Raw genomic sequence first — 23876 nt, 5'->3', positions numbered from 1 at the left:
GGGCCGGGGGGCACCGGCCGTGCGCGGGTGCGCACGGCCGGCGGTCTGGGACGGGGTCAGCAGGAGCCCTCGTCGGTCCACGGACCCGTGCCGCTCGACGGCACGTCGCCCTGGGTCCACCACCGGGCGGTCCACGCCCGTTCGCCGTGGGTCACGGGGGTGCCGCCGGTGTAGACGGCGGTCGAGCTCCACGCCGGTGCGTCGCACAGCGCCCCGGCACCGCCCCCGCCGCTTCCTCCGCCGTCGCCCCCGCCGCTGCCCGCCGGCACGTCGACGACGGTCACACCGCGCGGGTGGTCGCCGGTGGTCGCGTAGTCGACCCCGTCGACCGTGACGACCACGTTGGAGAACTGCGCGACCGGCAGGGCCCACTTCAGCTGGTTGGTGATCGAGCCACCGGACGGGATGCCACCGGTGGGCACCTGGAACGAGGCCGTGTGGAAGGTGGCGCCGAGACCGCCGACGTTCGGACCGGTGCGGCCCGGGGTCGTCGTCGTCCCGTACCCGGACCAGTCAGACATCGTGCCGGTGTCGGTGACCGAGTGCTGGAACGTGATCGTCGACCCGGCCGGGACGTCCCGGGCGCCGTGGTTGTGGAAGACGACCTTGGGAGCGATCGGGTAGTTGTTGTCCCCGAGCGCGAACTCGGTGTACTCCAGCGTGATGTCCAGCGCCTCGGTGGGCATCGGCCCCTCGGCCTTGGTGGCGCCATACGGGCCGGCGGACGACAACCTGTCGTGCATGAGGTCCACGAGCGTGCTGCCCATCTCGTGCTGGCCGGCGGACTCGTCGTAGGCGTAGTCCCCTGCCAGCTCCCAGATCATCAGTCCGCCCAGCCCCGTGTCGGCGACGTAGTCGGCCTTGGCCGCGATCGCCTCGTCGGCGTCGCCGGACAGGAACGTGCGGGTCTGGGCGTTCCACCACCACTCGTTCTTCGTGACGTCGTCGAAGTGCCGGGTGTACGACCCCTCGATCGTGGTCGGGACCCCGTAGGACTCGGCGTAGTCGCCCACCACGCCGTCCTCCAGGTTGAGCACGTGCCAGATCGGGTTGACCCCGGCCGGGACGGCGTTGCCCTGGGGGTCGGAGTCGTACCAGAGGTTGTCGATCCCCTCCGCCCCGTACCCGCACTTGTTGTTCGTCCCGGCGGGGCACGCGAAGCCGGCCGGTGCGGGCGCACGGCCGCCCATCCCGTGCACGCCCCCGGTCACGTCCTGGAAGCCGCGGGTGTAGAACGGGACGCCGAGGTTGATCCGGCCGGCCTGCATCGCCCCGCGGAAGTAGTGGGCCGCCCAGTCGCCGTTGAGGTAGCCGATGCCGTCGTAGGCGCCGTAGACGCCTCCGGCGGCGAGCTCGGGGTCCTTGCCGTCGTCGAACAGGGCCGCGTTCCCGCCCACGTACTCGTTCCAGGCCCCGTGCAGGTCGTACGTCATCATGTTGATGAAGTCGGCGTACTCGGTGATCTGGTGCACCTCCATGCCGCGCAGCAGCCACCCGGACGACGGCGAGGCGGTGGTCAGCAGGTAGTACTGGCCGTCCTCGGCGCCGGCCCGGTCCAGGTGCTCGCGCAGCGTCCGCATCAGGTCGACGTAGCCGTCGAAGAGCTGCCCGCGCCGGGCGTTGGAGAACTCGAAGTCGTCCGGGTTGCCGGCGTCGTTGTTCGACGTCGGGTACTCGTAGTCGATGTCGATGCCGTCGAACCCGTACTCGCGCACGAAGTCCACGACCGACTCCGCGAAGACGTCGATCCGCTCCTGCGACTCCGTCATCGTGTAGAAGCCGCCCGAGGCGACGCGCTCGCCGTCACCGTCGAAGTACCCGCCCGTCTCGGCCCAGCCGCCGACGGCGGGGATGATCTTGACGCCGGGGTTCTCGGCCTTGTGCTGGGCCAGCAGGTTGAAGTGGCCCGTGTACGGCAGGTCGGGGTCCATCTCCGCGCCGGGGACCTCGGGCCAGGTCATGTCGGTCGCGGGGTTGCCCTCGACGTGGGCGTTGACCGAGACCTTGTCGTCGGGGCCGACGTGGGCGAAGGCGTAGTTGATGTGGCTCAGCGACTCCCAGGGGATGTCGTTCGCGAGGTAGGCGGGCTGCCCGTTCTTGCCGGTGCGCCAGCTCGTGAAGTAGCCGATCACCCGGCGGTCGAGGCCGTTCGGCAGGATCTCGCGACCGTCCGTGTCGTAGACGTCGCAGTAGGGCGTGTCGGTGCCCGGCGTCGGGGCCATGCCGTCCGGTCGGCAGACCTCGTCCGGGTTGCCGGTCGCAGGGTCGGTCGGGGTCGCGGTCGGTTCCGGCTCGGGTTCCTCGGTCGGTTCCGGGGCGGGACCACCGCACGCCCCCTGCGAGGCCCACGGACCCCAGGCGGAGGCGCCGGGCTCGTCGCCCTGCGTCCACCACGAGGCGGAGTAGTTCACGCCGTCGTGCGAGGCGACGTCGCCCTGGGTGTAGACCGCGCCGGGGGCCCAGGCGGGGGCGCACTCGGTGGCCGCCACGGCGGACGGTGCCACGGCGGCGACCGCCAGGCCCGTGCTGCCGAGGACGACCGCGAGGACTGCCGCGCCGAGCCGGCGTCGGCGGGGGGACGGTGATCGCATCGGAGTCTCCCTGGGTCGAGCCGATGCCGCGTTGCATCGGTCGCTCAAAAGTAAGGAGTCTTGCCATTTAAGGCATCAGGAAATCCCACACGATCCCGGCGAGGCCTAGGTGTTTTCCACAACCGGCCATCCCGCGGGCGTGAGCGCCAGCACGACGAGCTCGGACCGTGTCCGGACGCCGAGCTTGCGGAACGCGCGGCTCAGGTGCACCTCGACCGTCCGCACCGACACGCACAACGCAGCGGCCACCTCCCGGTTGGTCATCCCGGCCGCGACCAGGCCCGCCACCTCCTCCTCACGGGCCGTGAGCAGGCTCGACCAGCCGGACCGGCCGGGCCGGGCGCGGGTGGTCGCAGCCCCTGCCGCCCGCCGGCTGGTGGCGATCGCCAGCAACGGGGGCCGGCCCGTCATCTGCCCGGACGTCCTGCCTGCCGCACCCCTCGCCGCCGGCGCCGCGCCACCGGCCGCCGCGACGGCGGCCTCCGTCCAGCGCGGACCGGTGCTCTCCAGCGCGGTCGCCACCGCGTCCGTCCGGGCCGGGTCCAGCGCGTCGAGCCGACGGCAGAGCACCGCCGCCAGGCCACCGGCGACGTGCGCCACGGGCAACCGGACCACGGCGTCGTCCAGCACCGTCGCGGCCTCCTCGACGGCAGCGGTCCGCAGCAGCAGCAGCGCCTGCACCACGCGCACGTGCGCCTCCGCCGTCGGGGACAGCGCACCGGTCGCTCGCGGCCAGCGCCCCGGTCGGGGCGGGGCCGGCTCGAGCCCCAGGACCAGCCCGGCCAGCCGTTCCGCGGCCGCCTGGGCGTCGGTGTCGAGGACGCGCAGGCACCCGACGATCCCCGTCATCGCCGCACGGTCGGCGCGGGAGGCCGTGACGTGGACGAGCGGTTCGACCAGTCGAGCGAGCCGGGCTCCCGGGCCGGCGGGCCGGACGGCGGCCCACGCCGCCCCCGCGACCGTGCTGCCGGCGCGCAGCGCCCCGACGGCGGCCGCGCAGTGCTCGGCAGCCCGCGCCACCGACGGCACGTCGCAGCCGGCGGCCCGGCGCAACCAGTCCTCGGCGTCGACGAGGTGACCACCCCACAGCGCAGCACGTCCCGCGGCGAGGAAGGCTCGGGCCCGACGTTCCCCCGTGCCGTGGCTCGCTGCTTCCCGGGCGACCTCCTCGGCGGCCTCGACGGCCCCCCGGTCGGCGAGGGCCGCAGCCAGCTCGACCAGCCCGTCGGCGAGGAGCGCGTCACCCGCCACGGTGCTGAGCGCGGTGTGCCACAGGGCCGCGCCGTGCTCGCCGCACTCGCGCGACGCCCGGGCCAGCGCCACGTGCGCCGCGGTCCGCGCCGCGAGGTCGGCGTCGTCGTGCACGAGGCACCGCAGGGGTGCGTCGACCACCCGGAACCGCCCGTCCGCGAGCTCGATGCCGGCCGCTGCGGGACCGTCGAGCAGGGACCTCACCGACGGCCCGACGGCCCGGACCAGGACGTCGGCCCGGTCGGTGACCGCGACCGCGGCGCACAGCAGGACCCGTCGCCCGTCCGCCTCGAGGGCCGCACCCGACCGGCCCGACCGGCCCGCGGGCACGGTCGGCAACGGGTCCGGCAGGAGCGCGGTGCCGGCCAGGTGCTCGGGACGCAGCACGGCGGCGACCTGCGCGAGGGCGGTGAGGTCCCCGCCGACCGCCCGGTCGAGCCGGGCGGCGACGTGCGGTGCGACCGGCGTGCGAGATTCGGCACCGAGGCCGGCGAGCACCTCGGCGATCCGGTGCGAGGTCATCGTCAACCTCCGGGGCGACCGTCACCGATCGGTGCAGGTCAGCAGCTCAGGGCGGATTTGTTAGGTCCCCGACTCCCGTCAGGTCTCCACCATGATAGTGATCGGTCCGTCGTTCACCAGCTCGACCGCCATGTCGGCCCCGAAGACCCCCGTGGACACCTCGATCCCGCGCCCCCGCAGGTCGGCCACCACCGCGTCGACCAACGGCTCCGCCACCGGCCCGGGCGCAGCCCCCTGCCACGTCGGCCGCCGCCCCTTGCGCACGTCCCCGTACAGCGTGAACTGGCTGACCACGAGCACCGGTGCACCCTCGTCGGTCACCGACCGCTCGTCGCGCAGGATCCGCAGCTCGGCGATCTTCCGGGCCACGGTCGCGGCGTCGTCGGGCCCGTCGTCGTGCGTCACCCCCACGAGCGCCACGATCCCCGGACGGTCGAACGCACCGACCACCTCGCCCGCGACCGTCACGCTCGCCCGCGAGGCCCGCTGCAGCACAGCCCTCATGCCTGCTCCTGCTGCCCGACGGCGGAACCTGCACGCAGCGCGCCCTCGAACGCCGGGCGGACCTCGCCCACCGGGCGCCCCCCGCCCAGCACCGGGACGTCCCCCACGGCGGCCAACGCCTCCGCGTCCGCGCCCGGGGTCTCGAGCGCTCCCGCGCGTCGCAGAGCCGCCGCCAGGACCGTCGGACGCGGACGCGCCGCACCGTCCAGCACCTTGAACGCCAGTGCCGACCCGTCCGGCAGACCGGCCGCGCAGACCCCGTCGGCACCGATCTTCGCCACCAGCCCCGGGACAGCCCGCATCGCCAGCGTGTCCTCACGCCCCGTGCCGGCCACCATCTGCGGGTGCGCGCTCATCGCTCGCGCCACCCGCGCCGTCGACTCCTCGCCGCCACGCGCCGCCGCACCCGCCAGCCGGCCGAAGGCCCGTGCCAGGCCGGCCAGCGTCGTCGCGAACAACGGCGCCCCGCACCCGTCGGTCGTGACCTGGGAGGGCTCCACCCCGGTGAGCTCCGCGACGGCGGCCCGCACCTCCCGCTGGAGCGGGTGGTCCGGGTCCAGGTACCCGTCGGTGGTCCACCCCGCGGCGAGGCAGGTCGCCAGCATGCCGGCGTGCTTGCCCGAGCAGTCCTGGGTGATCGACGCCGCGACCCGCCCGGCACGCAACCAGTCCGCGGCCGCGGGCGGGTACATCGGCAGGGTCGGCGTGTTCGCCAGCGCACCCTCGTCCAGCCCGGCACGGGCGAGGATCGCCCGGACGCCGTCGCGATGCTCCGGCTCCCCGTTGTGGCTCGCCGCCACGAGCGCCAGCAGGTCCGGCGGCAGGTCGAGGCCGGCCCTGACCATCGCCACGGCTTGCAATGGCTTGACGGCCGAGCGCGGCCAGATCTCCACCGTCGGGTCCCCGGCAGCGACCACGACGTCCCCGGCAGGGTCCAGCACGACGAGGTGCCCCAGGTGCACCGACTCGACGAGGTCGCCGCGCACGACCTCCGCGAGCGGGACCGCACCCTGGGCGATCGAGGCGCTCACCAGCCGCTCGGGCCCTGGCGGCGACCCTTGCCGTTGCCGTAGGGCCGCAGCTTCGGGCGCATGTCGGCCAGGTACACGATGGCCGCGACCACCGCGATGATGTTGAGGAAGCCCAGCCGGCCCGGGCTCCCGCCCGCCGGGAGACCGAGGAAGCCGAGCAGGGCGGCGACGCCGAGGATCAACAGCCAGATCGGCTTGCTGAGCCTGCCCTCGGACGTGAAACCGTGCGCGGGCCGACGGGCCGCATCCACGAGGGCCCACACCTGCACGACGAAGACGACGATCGCCAGGCCGGCGAGCACGAAGAGCTGAAGGGACGCGATCACGGCCCCAGGTTACGGGAGAACGCGCAGACGCCGGTCCCGCGCGGCGAGGGCGACCTGCTCGTCCCAGGCGGCGACCAGGGTGTCGTCGTGCGCGACCGTGAGCGCGCTCGCCACGTGCACCGCGTCGCCCCCGCGCAACGGGTGCGGCCCGGAGGCCAGCTCGGCGGCCGCGTCGGCCACCTGCGCGGTCAGCTCCACGACGTGCAGCGCCGACCACAGGGCCGTCCAACGGTCGAGCGCCCGACGGCGGGCGACAGGATCGAGGACGCCGGCCCGCTCGCCCGCGGCGAGCGTGGCCCGCAGCTCGGTGTCGGCCAGCCGGGAGGTGACGACGACGTCCGCGCGGTTCCACAGGGCGCTCGCCAGCGCGGACCCCTGCTCGGCGACGCACAGCTTCACGAGCGCGCTGGCGTCGAAGTAGACGAGTGCCATCGGTTCCCCGGGTTCAGCGACGGATGCGGCGGACGAGGCCCGACAGGCCGGAGCGTGAGGTGCCGTTGCCCGCCCCGACCGCCTGCGCCGTCGTCGGCACCGCGTGGTGGGGCCGCTCGGCCTGCGCCGGCGTGAGCAGGCCGTCCCGGACGAGCTCGCTGACCAGGTCTGCGCTCCCGACGCCCGTGAGCCGTGCGACGGGCACCCCGCGTTCGGTGATGACGACGTCCTCGCCGTCGCGAGCCTTCTCGATCCACGACTTCAGCTCGGCGCGCAGGGCGCTGACGGAGACCTCCATGACCAGCGACGGTACACCCACGGGCGGCGACCGAACAGGGCAGTCAGCGCTCGTGGCCCCCGAAGAGCATCCGGACCAGCAGGAGCATGAAACCGATCCACCCGACCACCAGCGCCAGCCACGCCCACGCCCATCCGAGCGTCGACCCACCGACGACGAAGGCGACGAAGGCCGCCACCCAGATCACCACGGTGAGGATGCCGAACCGTGCGGCGGCCTGCGGATCACGGTCGAACCGGTCGCCGACGGTGCCGTGCGCGCTCACGACCTCCCGGAACCACGCCTTCCTGCGGTTGGTCTGCGTGGCGCCGAGCCCGGCGAACAGGGCAGCCCCGGCGACGACCGACGGCGCGGCGAGCACCGTGAGCCACAGCTGCCCGGAGGTCACGGCGACGCCGACGAACCCCAGGCCGACGACGACCAGCCCGGCGGCGAGCCCGTACCCGGCGGCCCGTGGAGCGGGGGCCGGGTGGCGGGTGGTGGTCTCCTGGGCGAGGGAGCTGCCCACGATCCACCCGGTCCCGAGCCCCGCACCCAGCACCCATCCGGCGAGCCCGCCGACAGGGGCCGCGAGAACCCCGCTCAGGCCGAGGACGATCAGGACCAGGAGCGCCGCCGTGCCGGCCGCGGCGATCACGAGGCTCACGACGAAGGCGGGTCGCGGGCGCACCCTGTTCGCCAGCACGGCCTGTGCCGTCGAGGTGTAGGCGACCGGGGACGACCTCGAGCCCGTCGGGGCGTCCGGCTCCATCGTCCCGGCAGCATCGGCGATGACGGCGTGCAGTTCGCCGAGCTCGTCGACGGCGCGCCGGGCGGCCTCCGAGGGTGCCGTGCCTGCGGCCTCGATCTCGGCGGCCCGGGCGACGAGGTTCGTCCGGATCTCCTCCTTGAGGTCCTGGACCTCTGCGGTGAGCTCGACGCCGGCGAAGGCGTCGTCGAGGAGGCGGTGGACGGCGGTCATGAGCGTGGTTCCTTGTCTGTCAGCAGGAGGGTGTCCACGACGTCGCGCGTGGCGACCCACGCGGCGACGTTGCGGCGGAACACGGCGCGTCCGGCGTCGGTGATCCGGTAGTACTTGCGGCGCCCGCCCTGGGACTCGTCTCCCCAGTAGGCCTCGACCAGCCCGTCCTTGGCGAGGCGGCGGTACGTCGCGTAGAGGGTGGCCTCCTTGATCTCGTGCGTGCCACCGGTGGCGTCGCGGATCGTCTTGTAGATCTCGAAGCCGTAGCGATCGCCGCGACGCAGGGTCGCGAGGACGATCGTGTCGGTGTGGCCGCGGAGGAGGTCGGCGGAGAACGCTTCCTCCGCCGCGGGGCGCTGAGAGGGATGGATCACAGCAGGTACTGTACCTGATCAACTACTTGTCGCCGCGCGCGGCCTGATCGACCGTGGCAGGCTGCTCGGCAGGCGAGCCCCCCAGGGAGGACCCGGCGTGACGGCGCAGAGCACCGACCCGCAGGCGCTACCGCAGTCGAAGATCTGGGCGATCTTCGGCGGACTCATGCTCGCCATGCTGCTCGCGGCCCTCGACCAGACGATCGTGGCCACCGCGCTGCCCACCATCGTCTCCGACCTGGGTGGCGCCGAGCACCTGTCCTGGGTCGTGACCGCCTACATGCTGGCCACCACGGCGACCACCGTGCTGTGGGGCAAGCTCGGTGACCTGCTCGGCCGCAAGGTGCTGTTCATCGTCTGCATCGTCATCTTCCTCGGCGGTTCGATGCTGTGCGGCACGTCGAGCTCGATGGGCGAGCTCGTCGCCTTCCGAGCACTGCAGGGCGTCGGCGGTGGCGGCCTGATGGTCCTCAGCCAGGCGATCATCGGCGACGTCGTCTCCCCGCGCGAGCGCGGGAGGTACCAGGGTCTGTTCGGTGCCGTCTTCGGCGTCTCGTCGGTCGCCGGACCGCTGCTGGGCGGCTGGTTCGTGGACAACCTGTCCTGGCAGTGGGTCTTCTACATCAACGTCCCCCTCGGCATCGTGGCACTGGTGGTCGTCGCGGCCGTGCTGCCACCCGTCACCCCGCGCGACCGGCCGAAGATCGACTACGCCGGCATCGTCCTGCTCGCCGTCGTCTCCACCGCGATCGTGCTCACGACCAGCCTCGGAGGCACGACGTGGGGCTGGAGCTCGGTCCAGGTGTACTCCCTGGTCACCGTCGCCGTGGTGGGGATCGTGGCCTTCGTGCTCGTCGAGCGCCACGCCCCCGAGCCCGTGCTGCCGCTGCACCTCTTCCGCAACCGGGTGTTCTCCGTCGCGGCCGTCGTCGGGTTCGTCGTCGGGTTCGCGATGTTCGGCGCCATCACCTACCTGCCCCTCTACCTGCAGACCGTCAAGGGCTCCACCCCCACCATGTCCGGCCTCGAGATGACCCCGATGATGCTGGGGCTGCTCCTCACCTCGATCGGTTCCGGGCAGCTCATCACCCGCACCGGTCGGTACAAGGTCTTCCCGATCGTCGGCACCGCGATCACCACCGTCGGGCTCTACCTGCTCTCCCTCATGGACCGCGACACCACCACCCTCCAGTCGAGCCTGAGCATGTTCGTGCTCGGCACGGGGCTCGGCATGGTGACGCAGGTCCTGGTCATCGCCGTGCAGAACGCCGTCGCCTACCGGGACCTCGGCACGGCGACCTCGGGCGCCACGTACTTCCGCACCATCGGGTCGTCCGTGGGCGTCGCGGTGTTCGGCACGATCTTCGCCAACCAGCTCGTCACGAACCTCTCGGCCGGCGTCCCGGCGTCTGCGGAGGGATCGTGCGCCCCCGCCGCCCTCGGGGCGTCGGTCGAAGGTCTCGCCCAGTGCCCGCCCGAGGTCCAGGGCTGGTTCCTCGACGGGTACGCGGACACCCTGCAGACCGTCTTCCTGTGGGCCGTGCCGGTCGCGGTCGTCGCCTTCGCCCTGGCGTGGCTGCTCCCCCAGGTCGAGCTGCGCACCGCGACGCGGGACGCCGAGCCCGGCGTCGCCGCCGGCCAGGCCGCCGGCGAGTCGTTCGCCCTGCCGTCCAGCCGCACCTCGCTCGAGGAGCTGCGGATGATCCTCTGGCGCCGGGTCGGCGCGCAGGACCCGCTACGCGTCTACGAGGTCACGGCCTCCGACGCCGACCTCTCCCCCGAGGAGGCCTGGATGGTCACCCGCGTCTCGCTGAAACGGTCGCGGGAGGTGGCGGTCATGGCGGAACGCAGCCACGTCTCCGAGCAGACCGTCCGGCACGTCGCGGCGGGGCTCGCGGCGCGAGGTCTCGTCGTCGTCGACGGGGACACCGTGACCGCCAACGACCAGACGGACCTCTCGGCGGAGATCCTGCGCGAGGCCGAGCGCCGCCGCCTCCAGCAGCTCGTCGCCGAGTGGCCCGGTGACGAGCCCGAGGTCGACGCGCTCGCCGACGAGGTCACGGCGCTGATCTTCACCGACGCCACCGACTGACGCACAGGTCCCGGGTGAGGTCAGAGCTCCGGGAGGTGGTCGCGCGCGGCCCGCGGGTCGAGCCCGCTCGCCTCGAGGGCGTCCACCACCGGTGATCGCAGCAGCACCACGAGCGACGCCACCCGCAGGTCCCCGTCGCCCAGCGCGTGCGGGTCGGCCGCCTCGGCCACGGCCGCCAGCACCTCCCGGGCCTCCTCGAACGAGCCTCCCCCGCCGACGGCGGAGGCCAGCAGCCGCGCCCCGCCGGCGAACCGCTCCACCTCGTCGGCCAGCACCCCGACCTCGGGCCACGTCCCGTCCGGCCCGACGACGGTCGGGGCGCGCCGTGCGAGCAGCCGCACGCTGCGCATGGCGCGGTCCACCAGCACCGCCTGCGCGACGAGCTGGTGGATGTCTCCCCGCTGCCCCCGGTTGACACCCATCCGCGCGATCTCCTCGGCCTTGCGGGCGGTGGCGCTCCAGTCGGCCAGCACCGCCTCCGACGCGCGGCCGCGCACCAGGGCCCCGCCCAGATCCTCCATGTCGTGGTCGCGCAGCCCGCGGCCGACGGCCTCCAGGGTCTCGGCGAGCTCCGTCGTGGCCTCGTACGCCAACGACCGCAACCGCCGCAGGGGGTCGCTCGGCAGCAGGAGGGTGACGGCCAGCGCCACGAGGCCGCCGACGGCGGCGTCCGTCCACCGTCCGAACGCCCCGTCGTGCGCGACGGCGGCCGGCAGGCCCACGACCACGATGGCCTGCACCCCGGCCTGGGTGACCAGCAGCGGACCTCGGTCGATGAACCGGGCCAGCACCGCGGACAGCAGCAGCACGACGGTGAGCTGCCACCAGCCGGTACCGATGAGCTCGACGATGACCTCACCGATCCCGACGCCGACGGCGACCCCGACCGCCACCTCGGCGACCTTGCGGAGCTCCCGGTCGAACGAGAAGCCCAGGCACACCCAGGCCGCGACGGCCGCGAAGAACGGCTGGTCGTGCCCGAGCACCAGCCGGGCCAGCAGGTAGGCCACACCGGCGGCCAGGGACGCCTGGACGATCGGCCAGAATCCCGACCGTACCCGCGCGACGCCCTGGCGGATGCGGATCCGTCGCACGAGCGTGCGCACCGCAGCACCCGCCGCAGCGCCCGCCTCGCGCGGGTCCGGGGGTCTCACCGCACGATCACAGCAGGCCGGGGGCTCCGTCGCCACTGCGCGGGGTCAGCCCCCGCATCGTCGCGCCACGCCCCTCCGGCCGGTCGGCCGAGACCCCCTCGCCGGGGACGATGGTCTCCTGGGTCGCGTCGACCACGAGCTGCTGGGCGTCGGCACCCGCGCCGACGGTCCCCACCACCACGAGCGGGGCGTCGTCCGGCAGGCTCCGCTTGACCACGGCGAGCGCCACCGGCCCGAGCTCGTGGTGGCGCGCGACGGACGTCACCGTGCCGACCACCTTGCCGTCCACGCCGTCCCGCCTGACCTCGGCGCCGGCGTCGGGCACCACGTGCTGCGACCCGTCGAGGTGCAGCATGACCACGCGGCGCGGCGGCCGGCCCAGGTTGTGCACCCGGGCCACCGTCTCCTGGCCGCGGTAGCAGCCCTTGTGCAGGTGGACGGCGGTGCGCAGCCAGTCGAGCTCGTGCGGGACGGAGCGGTCGTCGACCTCGCGGGCGAGCCGCGGTCGCCACGCCTCGACCCGCAGCGCCTCGGTCGCCCAGGTGCCCGCGAGTCGCCAGCCGGCAGCCTCCCGCGCGGCGACCGCGTCGTCGAGCGTGTCGCGCGGCACGAGCACGAGCCGCCAGTGCCGGTCGGCCCCGGGGTGCTCCTGCTCGGCCGGACCGTACCGGGTGCCGCCGACGGCGACGCGCGGCCAGGTGTCCCACCACGTGACGGGCTCGTCCTGCGTGCCCTCGGCGGCGACCGGCTCGCCGAGCGCGGCGTAGTCGTCGGTGACGTCGTCGATCTCCACGCGCATCATGAAGCGCATGCGCGTCAGCCAGGCGACCAGCGGCTCCACGTGGTCACGCTCGGTGACCAGCCAGGTGGAGGTGCCGTCGTCGACGACGGCGAGCGCGTGCTCGATCCGCCCTTGCGGGGACAGCACGAACAGCTCGGTCGAGGTGCGCGGAGCGAGGTGCTCGACGTCCTGCGACGTGATCGAGTGCAGCCAGCTCAGCCGGTCGGGCCCGGTGAGGCGGACCACGCCCAGGTGCGACTGGTCGACGACGGCGCCACCGCGGTCGAGCGCCCGCTGCTCGGCGACCGGGTCGCCGTAGTGCCAGGCGATGCCTTCGTCCGGCCCGGTCGCGGCGACGGCACCGGTCCGGGCGAGGAACGGGCTGCGGTACGTCATGAGGCGTCGTCGACCCGGTCGAGCTCGCCGGAGGCGTAGGACCCCATGGGGTGACCGAAGGCGGCCAGCTCCTCGAGCCACAGCAGGCGGCCCTCGACGTTGCCGTAGAGCCGCTTGGCGGCGGTGACCTCGGAGGCGGTCGACGTGCGCGCCACGAAGTCCGTGGCCAGGTCGACCCGGCCGTCGCCCACGATGCCGAGGAACAGCGAGAGGCGGCCGGAGGCGTCCGTGACGAGCACCTCGAGCGGCTGCTTGCCCTCCGGGACGTCGTCGGGGCGCTCGCTGGAGACGCGCCAGTACCCGGTCTCGGTGGACCACACGGTGTCGAAGGCGTCGTCGCCCCCGGTCGTCTCGCCGTCCGCGGCCGCGCCGGACTGCACGCGCAGCGTCGAGGTGAAACGCAGGTACGGGCCGCCGTCGTGGTCGAACACCAGGTCCTGGCGGAACGGCGTCTCGGTGATGCCCTCGTACTTGATGACACCGCCGCCCGTCCACCGGCCCACGAGCCAGGCGAGCGGGTACACCTCGGGGGCGAGGCCCTCGGGGAAGGCGAAAGGCATCAGCGCTGGCCCTGGAACAGCTTGTAGACGACGTAGCCCGCGAACCAGGTGATCACGCCGACCGTGACAACCAGGAGGCTGGTGAAGAAGATCTCGAGTGCGTGGACCGACATGGCTCGATCGTACCCACCGACGCACGGTTAGGGTCGACGCTATGACCGAGACCACATCGCCGCGCTCCCTCGTCGTCAAGACCACGGCCGGCACGGAGCGGCCCGAGGCGACGAACCAGGCGCTGACGGTGGCGGCCGCCGCCGTCGCGTCCGGGGTCGACGTCTCGCTGTGGCTCACCGGGGAGTCGGCGTGGTTCGCGCTGCCCGGCAGGGCGGCCGATCTCGAGCTGGAGCACGCGGCGCCGGCCGCGGACCTCCTCGAGGCGGTCCTCGCGGCCGGCACGGTCACGTTGTGCACCCAGTGCGCGGCGCGGCGGGGCATCGGCCCCGACGACGTCGTCCCGGGTGTGCGGATCGCGGGCGCGCCGGTGTTCGTCGAGGAGACGCTGCGCCCGGGGGCCCAGGCCCTCGTCTACTGACGCATCGCTACCGACGCGTCGCTGCCGACGCCCCGCGCCGGCGTCAGACCCGGGCGCCCCGGAAGCGTCGGCCGAGCAGGTACAGCTCGCACCCCAGGCAGAGGCCCACGGTCGCGTTGAGCGCCGCCGCCAGGAACGCGATCCCGGCCGCCCAGGGCACGGCCGCGAGAACCCCGCCGAGACCGAGCGCGACACCGGTGCCGGTGACGACGAGGCCGACGAGCTGGGCGAACCGGGGCGGTCGCGGGTCCTCCAGGTGCTCCGGGGGCCCCAGGCGCGGCCTGACGAGGACACGGAACAGCAAGCCCTGCCACGTCGCGTGCGTGCCGACCAGCGCCCCGGGCAGGAAGCTGAGCGCGACGACGGCGAGCAGCACGAGCGCCTCGGTCCGCGGACCGATCAGGACGACGACGGCGAGCAGCACCGCGGTGATGCCCGCGCCGACGCGGGGTCCTCGGGGGTCGATGCCCGCCGGCGGCGCGGTCTGCGGGCCAGGTCGGTCCGTCGAGGTCATGCGTTCCTCCCGGAAGGCAGGTCGGTGGGTGCGGCGGCGTCGAGCGCGGCACGCGCCTGGTCGGGTGTCATCGCGCCGGACGCCCGGGCCACCTCGGCCCCGGCGGCGTCGAGCACGATCACGGTGGGGGTGCGCAGCACCTGGGCGCGGCGCACGAGATCGAGATGCTCGGTGGCGTCCACCTCGACGTGCGCGACGTCGGGGCCGGCGAGCGCCGCGAGGGTGCGGGCGGTGGAGCGGCACGCCGCGCACACCGGCGCCGAGAACTGCAGGAAGGTGGCCCGCGCGCCGGGCGCGGCGCCGAGGGCCGCGAGGTCCTCGTGCCAGGCCGTCGACGCGACGGCACGAGCGGCACCGACGCGGACCTGCCCCTGTCGACGGCGCCACACGAGCGCGACGGCAGCGGTCAGCACGACGAGCGCGACGAGGACCGCTGTCTGCTGGGCCATGCCGACCTCCTTTCGTGGGTGCGGTCGTCGACGGGAACAGATCGGTTTGCATGAATGTTCCCGCTACCGTGGTCGTGGCGTGCGCCCGTAGCGTACGCGCTCCGATCCCGGCACAGCCGCCCCGCACCCGACATCAGGTGCCCGGCACCGTCGGGTATCCAGGAGGACCTCATGACCGCACCCACCCGGCAGTGGAACGACCTGGTGATCCCGGCCGCCGGCACGTACGAGCTCGACGTCGCCCACCAGCGCATCGGCTTCCTGGCGATGCACATGATGGTCAGCCCCGTCCGGGGCCAGTTCGACACCGGCAGCGCGGTCATCCACGTCGGGCAGGACCCGCTCGCCTCGACCGTCACCGCCACCATCGACGCCGCGTCGATCGGTACGGCCCACCCCGACCGGGACGCCCACCTGCGGAGCCCGGACTTCCTGGACGTCGAGAACTTCCCCACGATCGAGTTCCGTTCGACGGGGGTGGAGTGGAACCCCGCGCCGGACCCGATCTTCTCGTGGGCGGCGCTCAAGGGCCGCACTCCCGGCCGGGACATCGACACCGGCCGGGCGACGGCCGGCTCGAGGACCAGGTTCGTGCTGCACGGCCACCTGACGATCCGCGGCATCACGCACCCGATCGCGCTCGACGCCGAGTTCGGCGGTGTCGGCACCGACCCCACCGGCCGCCACCTCTTCGGCTTCAGCGCGACGGCGGACTTCGAGCGGGAGAAGTTCGGCCTGCTGTGGAACGTGGCCCTGGAGGCCGGTGGCGTGCTGGTGGCCAAGACCGTGCGGATCGAGATCGCCGGAGAAGCCGTCCGCGTCAGATGACGACGCGCCCCACCACGAAGACCAGGATCCCCGTGACCACGACGGGGACCGCCGACGCGGACAGGCCCGCCCGGCGGCGGGACAGCGCCGGCTGCCGTTCGAAGAGGAACCGCAGCGCCGCCGAGACGAGCCCGGCGACGAGCCCCGCCAGAGCACCGGTCGACGGCTCGACGTCGGGCACGACCGCCCCCGCTGCAGCCCCTGCCGCCGCACCGAACGCCACGGAGAGCAACGACCCGGTCCACCCGCCCGCGAGGGGGAGGGCCGAGACGGCCGACGCCACGGCCAACGCGACCGCGCCGGTCAGCACCAGGGCCGCCCCGGCGTCCGAGCGCCCCGTGGCCACCCACCCGGAGGCGGACACGGCGACGACGATGCCCGCGGTCATGCCGCTCACCGACTCCACCAGGCGTGGGCGACCCCCTCGCCGGAGCATCTGAGCCACGAACGCCAGGACTAGGGCCATCGCGATGACCACGGGGACGTGCCGCAGCACGGGCTCGTCGGGCGTCGCCCAGGCGACCGCCACCCCGCCGAGACCGGCGATCAGGACGACGAGCACGGTCGCGCCGTCGGCGGGCAGGCGCAGGAGAGCGGCCCACCCGACGGAGACGAGGACCACGAGGACCGCGGCGGCCGCCGTCGTCCACAGCGGTCCCAGGTACGCCGCCGCAGCGACGAAGGCAGCGAGCGCAGCGGTCGTCACGGCACGGGTCGTCACGGTCACGTCGAAGAGTCTCGCATGCCGACCCGTTGTGACCTGCGGCGCACGGCACGGTACCTTGGCCACCACCGGTGGCGGGAGGAGGTACGCGTGGCCGAGCTGTTGATCCTGACGCCCGCGACGGGCGGGTCGGTCGAGGTACTACCTGCGCTCGGTCTGCTCTCGCACAAGGTGCGCGTGCTGCCGATGGAGCCGTCCGCGCTGGTCGACGCCCCCGACTCGGACGTCGTGCTCCTCGACGCACGCCGTGACCTGGTCGCCGCGCGCACCACGTGCCGCCTGCTGCACGCGACCGGGCTCACCGTGCCCCTGGTGCTGGTGCTGACCGAGGGCGGCCTGACGGTGGTCAACCACGAGTGGGGCGCCGACGACCTGCTGCTCGAGAACGCCTCGCCCGCCGAGGTGGAGGCCCGGCTGCGGCTCGTCATCGAGAAGTCCGCCCACGGGCCCGCCGACGACGCCCCGCAGGAGATCTCTGCGGGCGAGCTCGCGATCGACGCCGGCGGCTACACGGCCCGGCTGCGCGGCCGACCGATCGACCTGACCTACAAGGAGTTCGAGCTCCTCAAGTACCTCGTGCAGCACCCCGGCCGGGTCTTCACCCGCGCCCAGCTCCTGCAGGAAGTCTGGGGCTACGACTACTACGGCGGCACCCGCACGGTCGACGTGCACGTGCGGCGTCTGCGGGCCAAGCTCGGTCCCGAGCACGAGCAGCTCATCGGGACGGTCCGCAACGTCGGCTACCGCTTCGACCCGCCGAAGGAGCCCCGCGACGACGAGGGCGACGACCCGGGTTCCGGCGCGAAGGGCTCCGCGCGAGTGTCCTCCGGCGGCTGAGCCGGTAGGTTCGGCGCGTGACCGCCATGCCCGACACCGACTACACGTCCGCCCTCGTGGAGGGTCCGTGGCGTCATGAGTTCGTCCCGGCGAACGGATCACGCTTCCACGTCGCGGTGGCCGGACCGGCACGCACCGGCACCGACCAGGCCCCCCTCGTGCTGTTCGTGCACGGCTTCCCGGAGTTCTGGTGGGCCTGGCGTCACCAGCTCGTAGCCCTGGCCGACGACGGCGTGCGGGTGGCCGCCATGGACCTGCGAGGGGTCGGCGCCTCCGACAAGCCGCCGTCCGGGCACGATGTCCCGACCCGCACCCGCGACGTCGCCGGGGTGGTCCGCTCGCTCGGTCACGACCGTGCCGTCGTCGTCGGCTCGGGCACCGGTGGCGTCCTGGCCTGGGCGATGGCCGCCCTGCAGCCCGCGGTGACGGCGGGGGTCGCCGCCCTGGCCGCACCCCACCCGCTGCGTCTGCACGTGCCCGGGCGCCGGCTGCTGACCCCGCTCGCGCGGCGGACCCTCGCGCTCTACCAGGTGCCCTCGGTGGCCGAGCGCCGCCTCACGGACGGCCAGGAGGTGGAGCGGGTGCTCGGCGCGGGCGCCGCCCGACCGATCGCTCCCGACGCCGTCGACCGGTACCGGGAGGTCATGCGCGTGCCGTTCGCGGCGCACAGCGCGGTGGACTCGGTGCGATGGCTGACGCGCTACGCCGTCCGCCCCAGCGGACGGCGGTTCCTCTCGGCGCTGCGCCGCCGCATCGACGTCCCGGTCCTGCAGGTGCACGGCGCGCGGGACGGGTTCGTCCGGACCGCCACGGCCGACGTCGACGGCGCGGCCCTGGCCCGCGACTTCCGGTTCGAGGTGGTCGACGGTGCGGGCCACTACCTCGCCGAGGAGGACCCGGGAGCGGTCACCGCGCTGCTCGCCGACTGGCTCCCCCACGCCCTCGACGCGAGATAGCGCTCCTCCCGCCGGACACCGTGGCGCTCAGGCCCGCCCGCCCGTGCGGACGAGCGCCTGCGCCGCGGTGGGGTCGACCTCCCCCATGCCGCGCGACGGGCACCAGCGCGCGACCGGGCAGGCACCGCACGCCGGCCGTCGCGCGTGGCAGACCCGCCGACCGTGCCACACGAGGTGGTGGCTCAGCATCGTCCAGTCCTTGCGGGCGAAGAGCTCGCCGACCGCGTGCTCGACCTTGACCGGATCGGTCTCCTCGGTGAACCCGAGCCGGCGGGCGAGTCGCCCGAAGTGCGTGTCCACGGTGATGCCCGGGACCCCGAACGCGTTGCCCAGCACCACGTTCGCCGTCTTGCGCCCCACGCCGGGCAGCGTGACGAGGTCCTGCAGGCGGGCCGGGACCTCGCCGTCGAACCTCTGCACGAGCGCCCGGCCCAGGCCGATGACGGCCCGGGTCTTGGCGCGGTAGAAGCCCAGCGGGCGCAGGATCTCCTCCATCTCGGCCGGCTCGGCGGCCGCCAGGGCGGGCGCGTCCGGGTAGCGGGCGAACAGCGCCGGCGTCGTGGCGTTGACCCGCACGTCCGTGGTCTGCGCCGACAGGACCGTGGCGACCAGCAGCTCGAGCGGGGTGGTGAAGTCCAGCTCGGCGCGCGCCTGGGGGTACGTCTCGGCGAGGACGCGGTCGATCCGGCGAGCCCGCCGGACGAGTGCCAGGGGCGACTCCCCCGTCGGGGTAGGCTGCTGGGGCTTCACGGCGGTCATCTCGGCAGCGTATCGGCCACTCTCCGACAACACCGGGCGACCCTGCCAGGAACCGCGGACCTCCCCCGTTCGTTCGCCGAGGAGCCACCCGAGCCAGGCCTCCAGGCACGAAAGCCCTGCGTGAGGCAGACTGAGACCTGGAACACATTTCGAGACAGCACCGTCCCGCGCGGACGCGACCTGAGAACGTGAGGAATCCTGTGGACGACACCGTCGTGCTCTCCGCCCCCCTCTTCGCGGACATGGACAGCGAAGAGTCGAAGGCGCTCTTCGAGTCCATGGTCCCCGTCGAGCTGACCCGCGGAGACGTCCTGTTCCGCGAGGGAGAGCCGGGCGACCGCCTCTACGTGATCGCGCAGGGCAAGATCAAGCTCGGTCGCCGCTCCAGCGACGGCCGCGAGAACCTGCTGTCGATCCTCGGGCCGGGCGAGATGTTCGGTGAGCTGTCCCTGTTCGACCCGGGCCCGCGCACCGCCACGGCCTCGTCCGTCTCGGACGCGCTCTGCTACGAGCTGCGGCACCAGGCGCTGGTCCAGTGGATCGCCGCCCACCCCAACGTGGCGACCACGCTGCTCGGCGCCCTGGCCCGCCGGCTGCGCCGCACCAACGAGACGCTCGCGGACCTCGTGTTCTCCGACGTCCCGGGTCGCGTCGCCAAGGCGCTGCTGGACCTGTCCAACCGCTTCGGAGAGCCCAACGACGAGGGCGTCCGCGTCGCGCACGACCTCACCCAGGAAGAGCTCGCGCAGCTCGTCGGGGCCTCGCGCGAGACCGTCAACAAGGCTCTCGCCGACTTCGCCACCCGCGGCTGGGTGCGCCGGGAGGGTCGCGCCGTCGTCCTGCTCGACCTGGACCGCCTGGAGCGACGGGCTCGCTGAGCCGCGTCGGCCGTCGCTTCCCCGCTCCCTGCGCACCCGGAGCGGGGAGGCGACGAGCGGTGCTACGCGGTGAGCTCCGCGATCAGCTCGACCTCGACGGGGGCGTCCAGCGGCAGGACCGCGACGCCGACGGCGGAGCGCGCGTGGGTGCCGGCGTCGCCGAAGATCTCCCCGAGCACCGTGCTGGCGCCGTTGAGGACGGCGGGCTGACCGGTGAACGACGCGTGGCTCGCGACGAAGCCGGTCACCTTGACGATCCGGACGTCGTCGAGGGAGCCGACGACGGAACGCACCGCCGCGAGGGCGTTCAGCGCGCAGATGCGCGCCAGGTCCGCTGCCGTGGCGGGGTCCACGAGACCCTCGCCGTCGCCCACCTTGCCCGTGACCGGCAGGGCGCCGTCGACGAACGGGAGCTGACCGGCCGTGTAGACGTGGACGCCGGAGCGCACCGCGGGCTGGTACGCCGCGACGGGCGCCGCGACGTCGGGCAGCGTGATGCCGAGCTCGGCGAGGCGGGCGTCGATGCTCATGCCCGGGGTCACTCGCCCGAGGGCCGCTTGAGGTAGGCGACCAGCCCGGTGCCGTCCGGGCCGGGCACGACCTGCACGAGCTCCCAGCCGTCCGCACCCCACTGGTCGAGGATCGCCTTGGTGTTGTGGATGAGGAGGGGGATCGTCGCGTACTCCCACGTGGTAGCCATGCGGCGATCGTAGCCCGACCGGGTGAAACCTCGCGCCCGTGAGCACGCCCCGACGAGCGCTCCACAGGACCTGCACACCCACGCCGCCCGGAACAGCCGGTCGGCTCGACGCGACCCTCTAGGCTGGGAACATGGCGAACTCTGAGCCCCGCCGCATCACGCGGACAATCCCCGCCACCCAGATGGTCGCACTCCTGCTCGCCTTCCTGCTCGCCGCAGGGACCGGCGGCGTGCTGGCGGCCGGGTTCGTCATCCCCGCGGTAGCCGGCGCCAACATCGCGGCAGACAGCACCGTCGAGATGTACGACGAGTTCCCTGCCGAGCTCGAGCCGCAGCCGCTGTCGCAGCAGTCGCGCATCTACGCCGACAACGGCCGGCTCCTGGCGACGTTCTACTACCAGAACCGCATCGTGGTCTCCCTCGACGAGATCTCGGACCACATGAAGAACGCCGCCATCGCGATCGAGGACGAGCGCTTCTTCGAGCACCACGGCGTCGACGTGCGCGGCATCACCCGTGCGGCGGTGAACAACGCCGGTGGCGCGGCGACCCAGGGCGCCTCCACCATCACCCAGCAGTACGTGAAGAACATGCTCATCGAGGCGGCGCTGCAGGAGGACGACCCGTTCGCGGTCATCGACGCCCACGAGGACACGCTCAACCGCAAGCTGCGCGAGGCCAAGATGGCCATCGCGCTCGAGAAGAAGATGTCCAAGGACGAGATCCTCCAGGGCTACCTCAACATCGCGCAGTACGGCGGCAACCAGATCTACGGCGTCGAGACGGCCGCCCGGTACTACTTCGACAAGTCGGCCTCCGACCTCACCGTCGTCGAGGCCGCGACCATCGCGGGAGTCACGAAGGCCCCGAGCCAGTTCGACCCCACGCGCAACCCGGAGAACGCCGAGAAGCGCCGCAACGCCGTCATCAACAAGATGTGGCAGCTCGGCTACATCACCACCGACGAGCGCGACGAGGCCCTCGACACCCCGCTCGAGGACACCCTCGACGTCACCCCGGTCTCGGCCGGCTGCCAGTCCGCGAAGGGCTCGGCGTTCTTCTGCGACTACGTCATCAAGGAGATCCTCCTCGACCCGACGTACGGCGAGACCCGCGCGGACCGCAACGAGCTGCTGTACCGCGGTGGCCTCGAGATCCACACCACGCTCGACATGAAGATGCAGCGCCAGGCGAACCGTTCGGTGAAGGACGCCGTGCCCGCCAACGACCCGAGCAACCTCGAGGCCTCGATCGTCACGGTCGAGCCTGGTACGGGCAAGATCCTGGCGATGGCGCAGAACGTGCCCTACAGCGGCACCACGGACTCCGGGCGCGACACGACCGTCAACTACAACGCCGACTACATCCACGGTGCTTCCGGCGGCTTCCAGCCCGGCTCGAACTTCAAGCCCGTCGTGCTGGCCGAGTGGTTGCGTGCGGGGAACACCCTGAACGACACCGTCAACGCGTCGCAGCAGTCGTACACCGTCGGCAACTTCAGCACGCCGTGCGTGGGCAGCCTCGGCGGCGACGTCTGGACACCGCGCAACGCCGAGGGCGTCCTGAGCGGTCAGATCAGCGTCCTGCGCGCGACCTACGAGTCCGTCAACACCGCCTACGCGTCGATGGGGTCGAGGCTGAACCTCTGCGACCTGCGCGACACCGCCTGGGACATGGGCTTCCGCCCGACGAGCAAGTCGCGCGTCGGCCCGCTCAACACGGGCACCGTCACGAAGGACGACATCGAGATCGTCGCTCCGATGGTCCTTGGTACGCAGGAGTCGTCGCCGCTGAACATGGCCGCGATGTACGCGACCTTCGCCTCGGGCGGCACCTACTGCACGCCGGTCGCCATCACCGAGGTCACGGGCCCGGACGGCGAGGAGTACGACGTCACGCAGTCCGAGTGCGACAAGAACGCGCTGCCGACCAACATCGCCAACACCGTGGTTCACGCCATGGAGCGCGCCTTCAGCGACGGCACCGCGCGTCGACTCGGTGGGCTGGCCGACGGCCGACCCGTCGCCGGCAAGACCGGCACCTCGCAGCTCTCGGCCCAGACCTGGTTCTCCGGCATCACCCCGCAGCTGGCCACCACTGCGTGGGTCGGCTCCGTGGAGAGCCCTCTGGAGAACCACACCAACGGCATCACCGTGAACGGCCAGTACCACCGCATCCTGTACGGCTCCACCGTCGCGGCACCGATGTGGAAGGAGTACATGGACGTCGCCATCGAGGGCATGCCCATCCAGCGCTTCGGCGCGCCGGACCCGAACCTCATCGGCCGCGCACCCGCGCCGCCCTCGTCGAGCTCGAGCTCCTCCGGATCCAGCTCCTCCGACTCGAGCTCCGGCTCGTCCGACTCGGACTCCTCCGGCGGCGGCGGTAACGGCAACGGCGGCGGTAACGGCGGCGGCGGCAACGACGGCGGCGACAACGGCGGCGGTAACGGCGGCGGCGACAACGGCGGCGGTAACGGCGGCGGCAACGACGGGGACGACGACTGAGCCCCCGCGCGCTGCTCGGCGGCGCCGCCGCGGTCACGGCAGCCGGGCTCGCCTACGCCCACCTGGAGACCAAGCTCTTCACCGTCCGGCACGTCACCGTCCCGGCCCTGCCCCGGGGTGAGGCCGACCTGCGGGTGCTGCACGTCTCGGACCTGCACCTCACGCCGACGCAGCACCGCAAGATCGCCTGGGTGCGGTCGCTCGCCGACCTCGAGCCGGACCTCGTGATCGACACCGGCGACAACCTGGCCCACCGTGAGGCCCTGCCGCCGTTGCTCCACGCACTCGGCCCCCTGCTCGAGAGCACTCCGGGCGCCTTCGTCATGGGGTCGAACGACTACTACGCGCCGAGGCCGAAGAACCCGGCCCGCTACCTGTGGACGCGTTCCGGGCCCCGCACCCGCAGCAAGCCCAACCTCCCGGCCCGCGAGCTCGCCGCCGCCATGACGAGCGCCGGGTGGGCCGACCTGACGAACCGGCGGGACGCCGTCGTCGTCGGCGGGCGCCGTATCGCCTTCGCCGGGGTGGACGACCCGCACCTCGGGCTCGACGAGTTCCCGGCCCCCGCGCCCGAGCACGACGACGGCGCGCTGCTCCGCCTCGGCGTGACGCACGCGCCGTACACCCGCGTGCTCGACGAGATGTACGCCGACGGCGCGGACGCGATCATCGCGGGGCACACGCACGGTGGGCAGCTCTGCGTCCCGTTCTACGGGGCGCTGGTGACGAACTGCGACATCGACCAGCGGCGGGCCAAGGGCCTGCACGGCTGGCCCGGTGCCCGGCCGGACACCGCCGACGGCGCGGCGTCCACGTGGCTGCACGTCTCGGCGGGCGCGGGCACGTCGCCGTACGCGCCGGTGCGCTTCGCGTGCCGCCCGGAGGCGACCTTGATCACGTTCACCGCGAGGTAGCGGAT

Annotated in this window: 26 protein-coding genes; 8 read left to right on the top strand and 18 right to left on the bottom strand. The window is 73.3% G+C overall.

From position 1 onward, the window contains the following. Positions 1-56 precede the first annotated feature (56 nt). The 9 genes from HDG69_RS08820 to HDG69_RS08780 all read right to left on the bottom strand — a co-directional run bounded on the left by HDG69_RS08820 (position 57) and on the right by HDG69_RS08780 (position 8290). Entirely contained in the window at positions 57-2591 is a 2535-nt protein-coding gene (locus HDG69_RS08820) for a glycosyl hydrolase family 18 protein (protein WP_171783430.1), read from the bottom strand. 105 nt (positions 2592-2696) lie between these two features. Further along, entirely contained in the window at positions 2697-4364 is a 1668-nt protein-coding gene (locus HDG69_RS08815; RefSeq protein ID WP_171783429.1) for a helix-turn-helix transcriptional regulator, read from the bottom strand. Positions 4365-4442: 78 nt separating this feature from the next. Further along, a complete protein-coding gene (dtd, locus tag HDG69_RS08810; protein ID WP_171783428.1) occupies positions 4443-4868 on the bottom strand; it encodes a D-aminoacyl-tRNA deacylase in 426 nt (141 codons plus the stop codon). Beyond that, positions 4865-5899, bottom strand: coding sequence for an asparaginase (locus HDG69_RS08805; protein WP_343036351.1), 1035 nt, complete (start codon positions 5897-5899; stop codon positions 4865-4867). Before HDG69_RS08805 ends, dtd begins: the two co-directional genes overlap by 4 nt. Next, positions 5896-6225 carry a DUF2516 family protein gene (locus HDG69_RS08800; RefSeq protein WP_171783427.1) on the bottom strand — a complete coding sequence of 110 codons (330 nt, stop codon included), beginning with the start codon at positions 6223-6225 and terminating at the stop codon, positions 5896-5898. The genes HDG69_RS08805 and HDG69_RS08800 overlap by 4 nt, the downstream gene beginning before the upstream one ends. Before the next feature lie 9 nt (positions 6226-6234). Continuing rightward, positions 6235-6657 carry a type II toxin-antitoxin system VapC family toxin gene (locus HDG69_RS08795; protein WP_171783426.1) on the bottom strand — a complete coding sequence of 141 codons (423 nt, stop codon included), beginning with the start codon at positions 6655-6657 and terminating at the stop codon, positions 6235-6237. A gap of 13 nt (positions 6658-6670) precedes the next feature. Further along, positions 6671-6955, bottom strand: a complete 285-nt coding sequence (locus HDG69_RS08790; protein WP_171783425.1) for a type II toxin-antitoxin system prevent-host-death family antitoxin — start codon at positions 6953-6955, stop codon at positions 6671-6673. 43 nt (positions 6956-6998) lie between these two features. Next, on the bottom strand, positions 6999-7916 hold the full coding sequence (locus HDG69_RS08785; RefSeq protein ID WP_171783424.1) for a permease prefix domain 1-containing protein: 918 nt from the start codon (positions 7914-7916) through the stop codon (positions 6999-7001). Beyond that, complete coding sequence (locus tag HDG69_RS08780) at positions 7913-8290, bottom strand: PadR family transcriptional regulator (RefSeq protein WP_343036350.1); 378 nt, start codon at positions 8288-8290, stop codon at positions 7913-7915. Before HDG69_RS08780 ends, HDG69_RS08785 begins: the two co-directional genes overlap by 4 nt. A gap of 97 nt (positions 8291-8387) precedes the next feature. On the opposite strand from HDG69_RS08780, the gene HDG69_RS08775 reads away from it, so the two are divergent. Continuing rightward, positions 8388-10382: a DHA2 family efflux MFS transporter permease subunit gene (locus HDG69_RS08775; protein ID WP_171783423.1), complete on the top strand. Its 1995-nt coding sequence runs from the start codon at positions 8388-8390 to the stop codon at positions 10380-10382. Positions 10383-10402: 20 nt separating this feature from the next. Here the strand turns inward: HDG69_RS08775 and HDG69_RS08770 are convergent, their stop codons facing one another. The 3 genes from HDG69_RS08770 to HDG69_RS08760 are packed head-to-tail and all read right to left on the bottom strand — an operon-like array spanning position 10403 to position 13273. Further along, positions 10403-11536: an FUSC family protein gene (locus HDG69_RS08770; RefSeq protein ID WP_171783422.1), complete on the bottom strand. Its 1134-nt coding sequence runs from the start codon at positions 11534-11536 to the stop codon at positions 10403-10405. 7 nt (positions 11537-11543) lie between these two features. Further along, complete coding sequence (ygfZ, locus tag HDG69_RS08765) at positions 11544-12713, bottom strand: CAF17-like 4Fe-4S cluster assembly/insertion protein YgfZ (RefSeq protein ID WP_171783421.1); 1170 nt, start codon at positions 12711-12713, stop codon at positions 11544-11546. Then, positions 12710-13273 (bottom strand): heme-binding beta-barrel domain-containing protein, encoded by a 564-nt coding sequence (locus HDG69_RS08760; RefSeq protein ID WP_171783420.1) that lies wholly within the window; start codon positions 13271-13273, stop codon positions 12710-12712. The genes ygfZ and HDG69_RS08760 overlap by 4 nt, the downstream gene beginning before the upstream one ends. A 154-nt stretch (positions 13274-13427) precedes the next feature. On the opposite strand from HDG69_RS08760, the gene HDG69_RS08755 reads away from it, so the two are divergent. Beyond that, positions 13428-13805: a DsrE family protein gene (locus tag HDG69_RS08755; protein WP_171783419.1), complete on the top strand. Its 378-nt coding sequence runs from the start codon at positions 13428-13430 to the stop codon at positions 13803-13805. Positions 13806-13848: 43 nt separating this feature from the next. Here the strand turns inward: HDG69_RS08755 and HDG69_RS08750 are convergent, their stop codons facing one another. Further along, positions 13849-14319 carry a DUF4395 domain-containing protein gene (locus HDG69_RS08750; protein WP_171783418.1) on the bottom strand — a complete coding sequence of 157 codons (471 nt, stop codon included), beginning with the start codon at positions 14317-14319 and terminating at the stop codon, positions 13849-13851. Beyond that, positions 14316-14768: a thioredoxin family protein gene (locus HDG69_RS08745; RefSeq protein ID WP_171783417.1), complete on the bottom strand. Its 453-nt coding sequence runs from the start codon at positions 14766-14768 to the stop codon at positions 14316-14318. Before HDG69_RS08745 ends, HDG69_RS08750 begins: the two co-directional genes overlap by 4 nt. Before the next feature lie 171 nt (positions 14769-14939). Here HDG69_RS08745 and HDG69_RS08740 point away from each other — a divergent pair, with 171 nt between their 5' ends. After that, the gene (locus tag HDG69_RS08740) at positions 14940-15596 is read left to right on the top strand and encodes a YceI family protein (protein ID WP_171783416.1); all 657 of its coding nucleotides are present in this window, start codon (positions 14940-14942) and stop codon (positions 15594-15596) included. On the opposite strand, the gene HDG69_RS08735 is transcribed toward HDG69_RS08740, so the two are convergent. After that, on the bottom strand, positions 15589-16323 hold the full coding sequence (locus HDG69_RS08735) for a hypothetical protein (protein ID WP_171783415.1): 735 nt from the start codon (positions 16321-16323) through the stop codon (positions 15589-15591). The two genes, HDG69_RS08740 and HDG69_RS08735, sit on opposite strands and share 8 nt — an antisense overlap. Positions 16324-16410: 87 nt before the next feature. Between HDG69_RS08735 and HDG69_RS08730 the strand changes: the two genes are divergently transcribed. Both HDG69_RS08730 and HDG69_RS08725 read left to right on the top strand, forming a co-directional pair. Further along, a complete protein-coding gene (locus HDG69_RS08730) occupies positions 16411-17157 on the top strand; it encodes a winged helix-turn-helix domain-containing protein (protein WP_171783414.1) in 747 nt (248 codons plus the stop codon). Positions 17158-17183: 26 nt separating this feature from the next. Next, the gene (locus HDG69_RS08725) at positions 17184-18113 is read left to right on the top strand and encodes an alpha/beta fold hydrolase (RefSeq protein WP_171783990.1); all 930 of its coding nucleotides are present in this window, start codon (positions 17184-17186) and stop codon (positions 18111-18113) included. 27 nt (positions 18114-18140) lie between these two features. On the opposite strand, the gene nth is transcribed toward HDG69_RS08725, so the two are convergent. Continuing rightward, positions 18141-18872: an endonuclease III gene (nth, locus tag HDG69_RS08720; RefSeq protein WP_171783413.1), complete on the bottom strand. Its 732-nt coding sequence runs from the start codon at positions 18870-18872 to the stop codon at positions 18141-18143. 200 nt (positions 18873-19072) lie between these two features. On the opposite strand from nth, the gene HDG69_RS08715 reads away from it, so the two are divergent. Beyond that, positions 19073-19750 carry a cyclic nucleotide-binding domain-containing protein gene (locus HDG69_RS08715; RefSeq protein ID WP_277211188.1) on the top strand — a complete coding sequence of 226 codons (678 nt, stop codon included), beginning with the start codon at positions 19073-19075 and terminating at the stop codon, positions 19748-19750. 62 nt (positions 19751-19812) lie between these two features. On the opposite strand, the gene HDG69_RS08710 is transcribed toward HDG69_RS08715, so the two are convergent. Then, on the bottom strand, positions 19813-20280 hold the full coding sequence (locus tag HDG69_RS08710; protein ID WP_171783412.1) for a RidA family protein: 468 nt from the start codon (positions 20278-20280) through the stop codon (positions 19813-19815). 8 nt (positions 20281-20288) lie between these two features. After that, the gene (sp36, locus tag HDG69_RS08705) at positions 20289-20450 is read right to left on the bottom strand and encodes a Sp36 family protein (protein WP_171783411.1); all 162 of its coding nucleotides are present in this window, start codon (positions 20448-20450) and stop codon (positions 20289-20291) included. A gap of 131 nt (positions 20451-20581) precedes the next feature. On the opposite strand from sp36, the gene HDG69_RS08700 reads away from it, so the two are divergent. Then, a complete protein-coding gene (locus HDG69_RS08700) occupies positions 20582-22957 on the top strand; it encodes a transglycosylase domain-containing protein (RefSeq protein WP_171783410.1) in 2376 nt (791 codons plus the stop codon). Continuing rightward, positions 22954-23871, top strand: coding sequence for a metallophosphoesterase (locus HDG69_RS08695; RefSeq protein ID WP_171783988.1), 918 nt, complete (start codon positions 22954-22956; stop codon positions 23869-23871). Before HDG69_RS08700 ends, HDG69_RS08695 begins: the two co-directional genes overlap by 4 nt. Positions 23872-23876: the final 5 nt, after the last annotated feature.

The organism is Isoptericola halotolerans (assembly GCF_013149785.1).
Taxonomy (GTDB): domain Bacteria; phylum Actinomycetota; class Actinomycetes; order Actinomycetales; family Cellulomonadaceae; genus Isoptericola; species Isoptericola halotolerans.
Note: the sequence above shows the minus strand (reverse complement) of the source record. Positions and strands in the feature narration are given on the sequence as shown.

Excerpts from the sequence above, each read along its gene's own strand:
- HDG69_RS08820 (WP_171783430.1), bottom strand. The coding sequence starts at position 2,591 with ATGCGATCACCGTCCCCCCGCCGACGCCGGCTCGGCGCGGCAGTCCTC.
- HDG69_RS08815 (WP_171783429.1), bottom strand. The coding sequence starts at position 4,364 with ATGACCTCGCACCGGATCGCCGAGGTGCTCGCCGGCCTCGGTGCCGAA.
- dtd (WP_171783428.1), bottom strand. The coding sequence starts at position 4,868 with ATGAGGGCTGTGCTGCAGCGGGCCTCGCGGGCGAGCGTGACGGTCGCG.
- HDG69_RS08795 (WP_171783426.1), bottom strand. The coding sequence starts at position 6,657 with ATGGCACTCGTCTACTTCGACGCCAGCGCGCTCGTGAAGCTGTGCGTC.
- HDG69_RS08790 (WP_171783425.1), bottom strand. The coding sequence starts at position 6,955 with ATGGAGGTCTCCGTCAGCGCCCTGCGCGCCGAGCTGAAGTCGTGGATC.
- HDG69_RS08785 (WP_171783424.1), bottom strand. The coding sequence starts at position 7,916 with ATGACCGCCGTCCACCGCCTCCTCGACGACGCCTTCGCCGGCGTCGAG.
- ygfZ (WP_171783421.1), bottom strand. The coding sequence starts at position 12,713 with ATGACGTACCGCAGCCCGTTCCTCGCCCGGACCGGTGCCGTCGCCGCG.
- HDG69_RS08760 (WP_171783420.1), bottom strand. The coding sequence starts at position 13,273 with ATGCCTTTCGCCTTCCCCGAGGGCCTCGCCCCCGAGGTGTACCCGCTC.
- HDG69_RS08755 (WP_171783419.1), top strand. The coding sequence starts at position 13,428 with ATGACCGAGACCACATCGCCGCGCTCCCTCGTCGTCAAGACCACGGCC.
- HDG69_RS08750 (WP_171783418.1), bottom strand. The coding sequence starts at position 14,319 with ATGACCTCGACGGACCGACCTGGCCCGCAGACCGCGCCGCCGGCGGGC.
- HDG69_RS08745 (WP_171783417.1), bottom strand. The coding sequence starts at position 14,768 with ATGGCCCAGCAGACAGCGGTCCTCGTCGCGCTCGTCGTGCTGACCGCT.
- HDG69_RS08740 (WP_171783416.1), top strand. The coding sequence starts at position 14,940 with ATGACCGCACCCACCCGGCAGTGGAACGACCTGGTGATCCCGGCCGCC.
- HDG69_RS08725 (WP_171783990.1), top strand. The coding sequence starts at position 17,184 with ATGCCCGACACCGACTACACGTCCGCCCTCGTGGAGGGTCCGTGGCGT.
- nth (WP_171783413.1), bottom strand. The coding sequence starts at position 18,872 with ATGACCGCCGTGAAGCCCCAGCAGCCTACCCCGACGGGGGAGTCGCCC.
- HDG69_RS08710 (WP_171783412.1), bottom strand. The coding sequence starts at position 20,280 with ATGAGCATCGACGCCCGCCTCGCCGAGCTCGGCATCACGCTGCCCGAC.
- sp36 (WP_171783411.1), bottom strand. The coding sequence starts at position 20,450 with ATGGCTACCACGTGGGAGTACGCGACGATCCCCCTCCTCATCCACAAC.
- HDG69_RS08700 (WP_171783410.1), top strand. The coding sequence starts at position 20,582 with ATGGCGAACTCTGAGCCCCGCCGCATCACGCGGACAATCCCCGCCACC.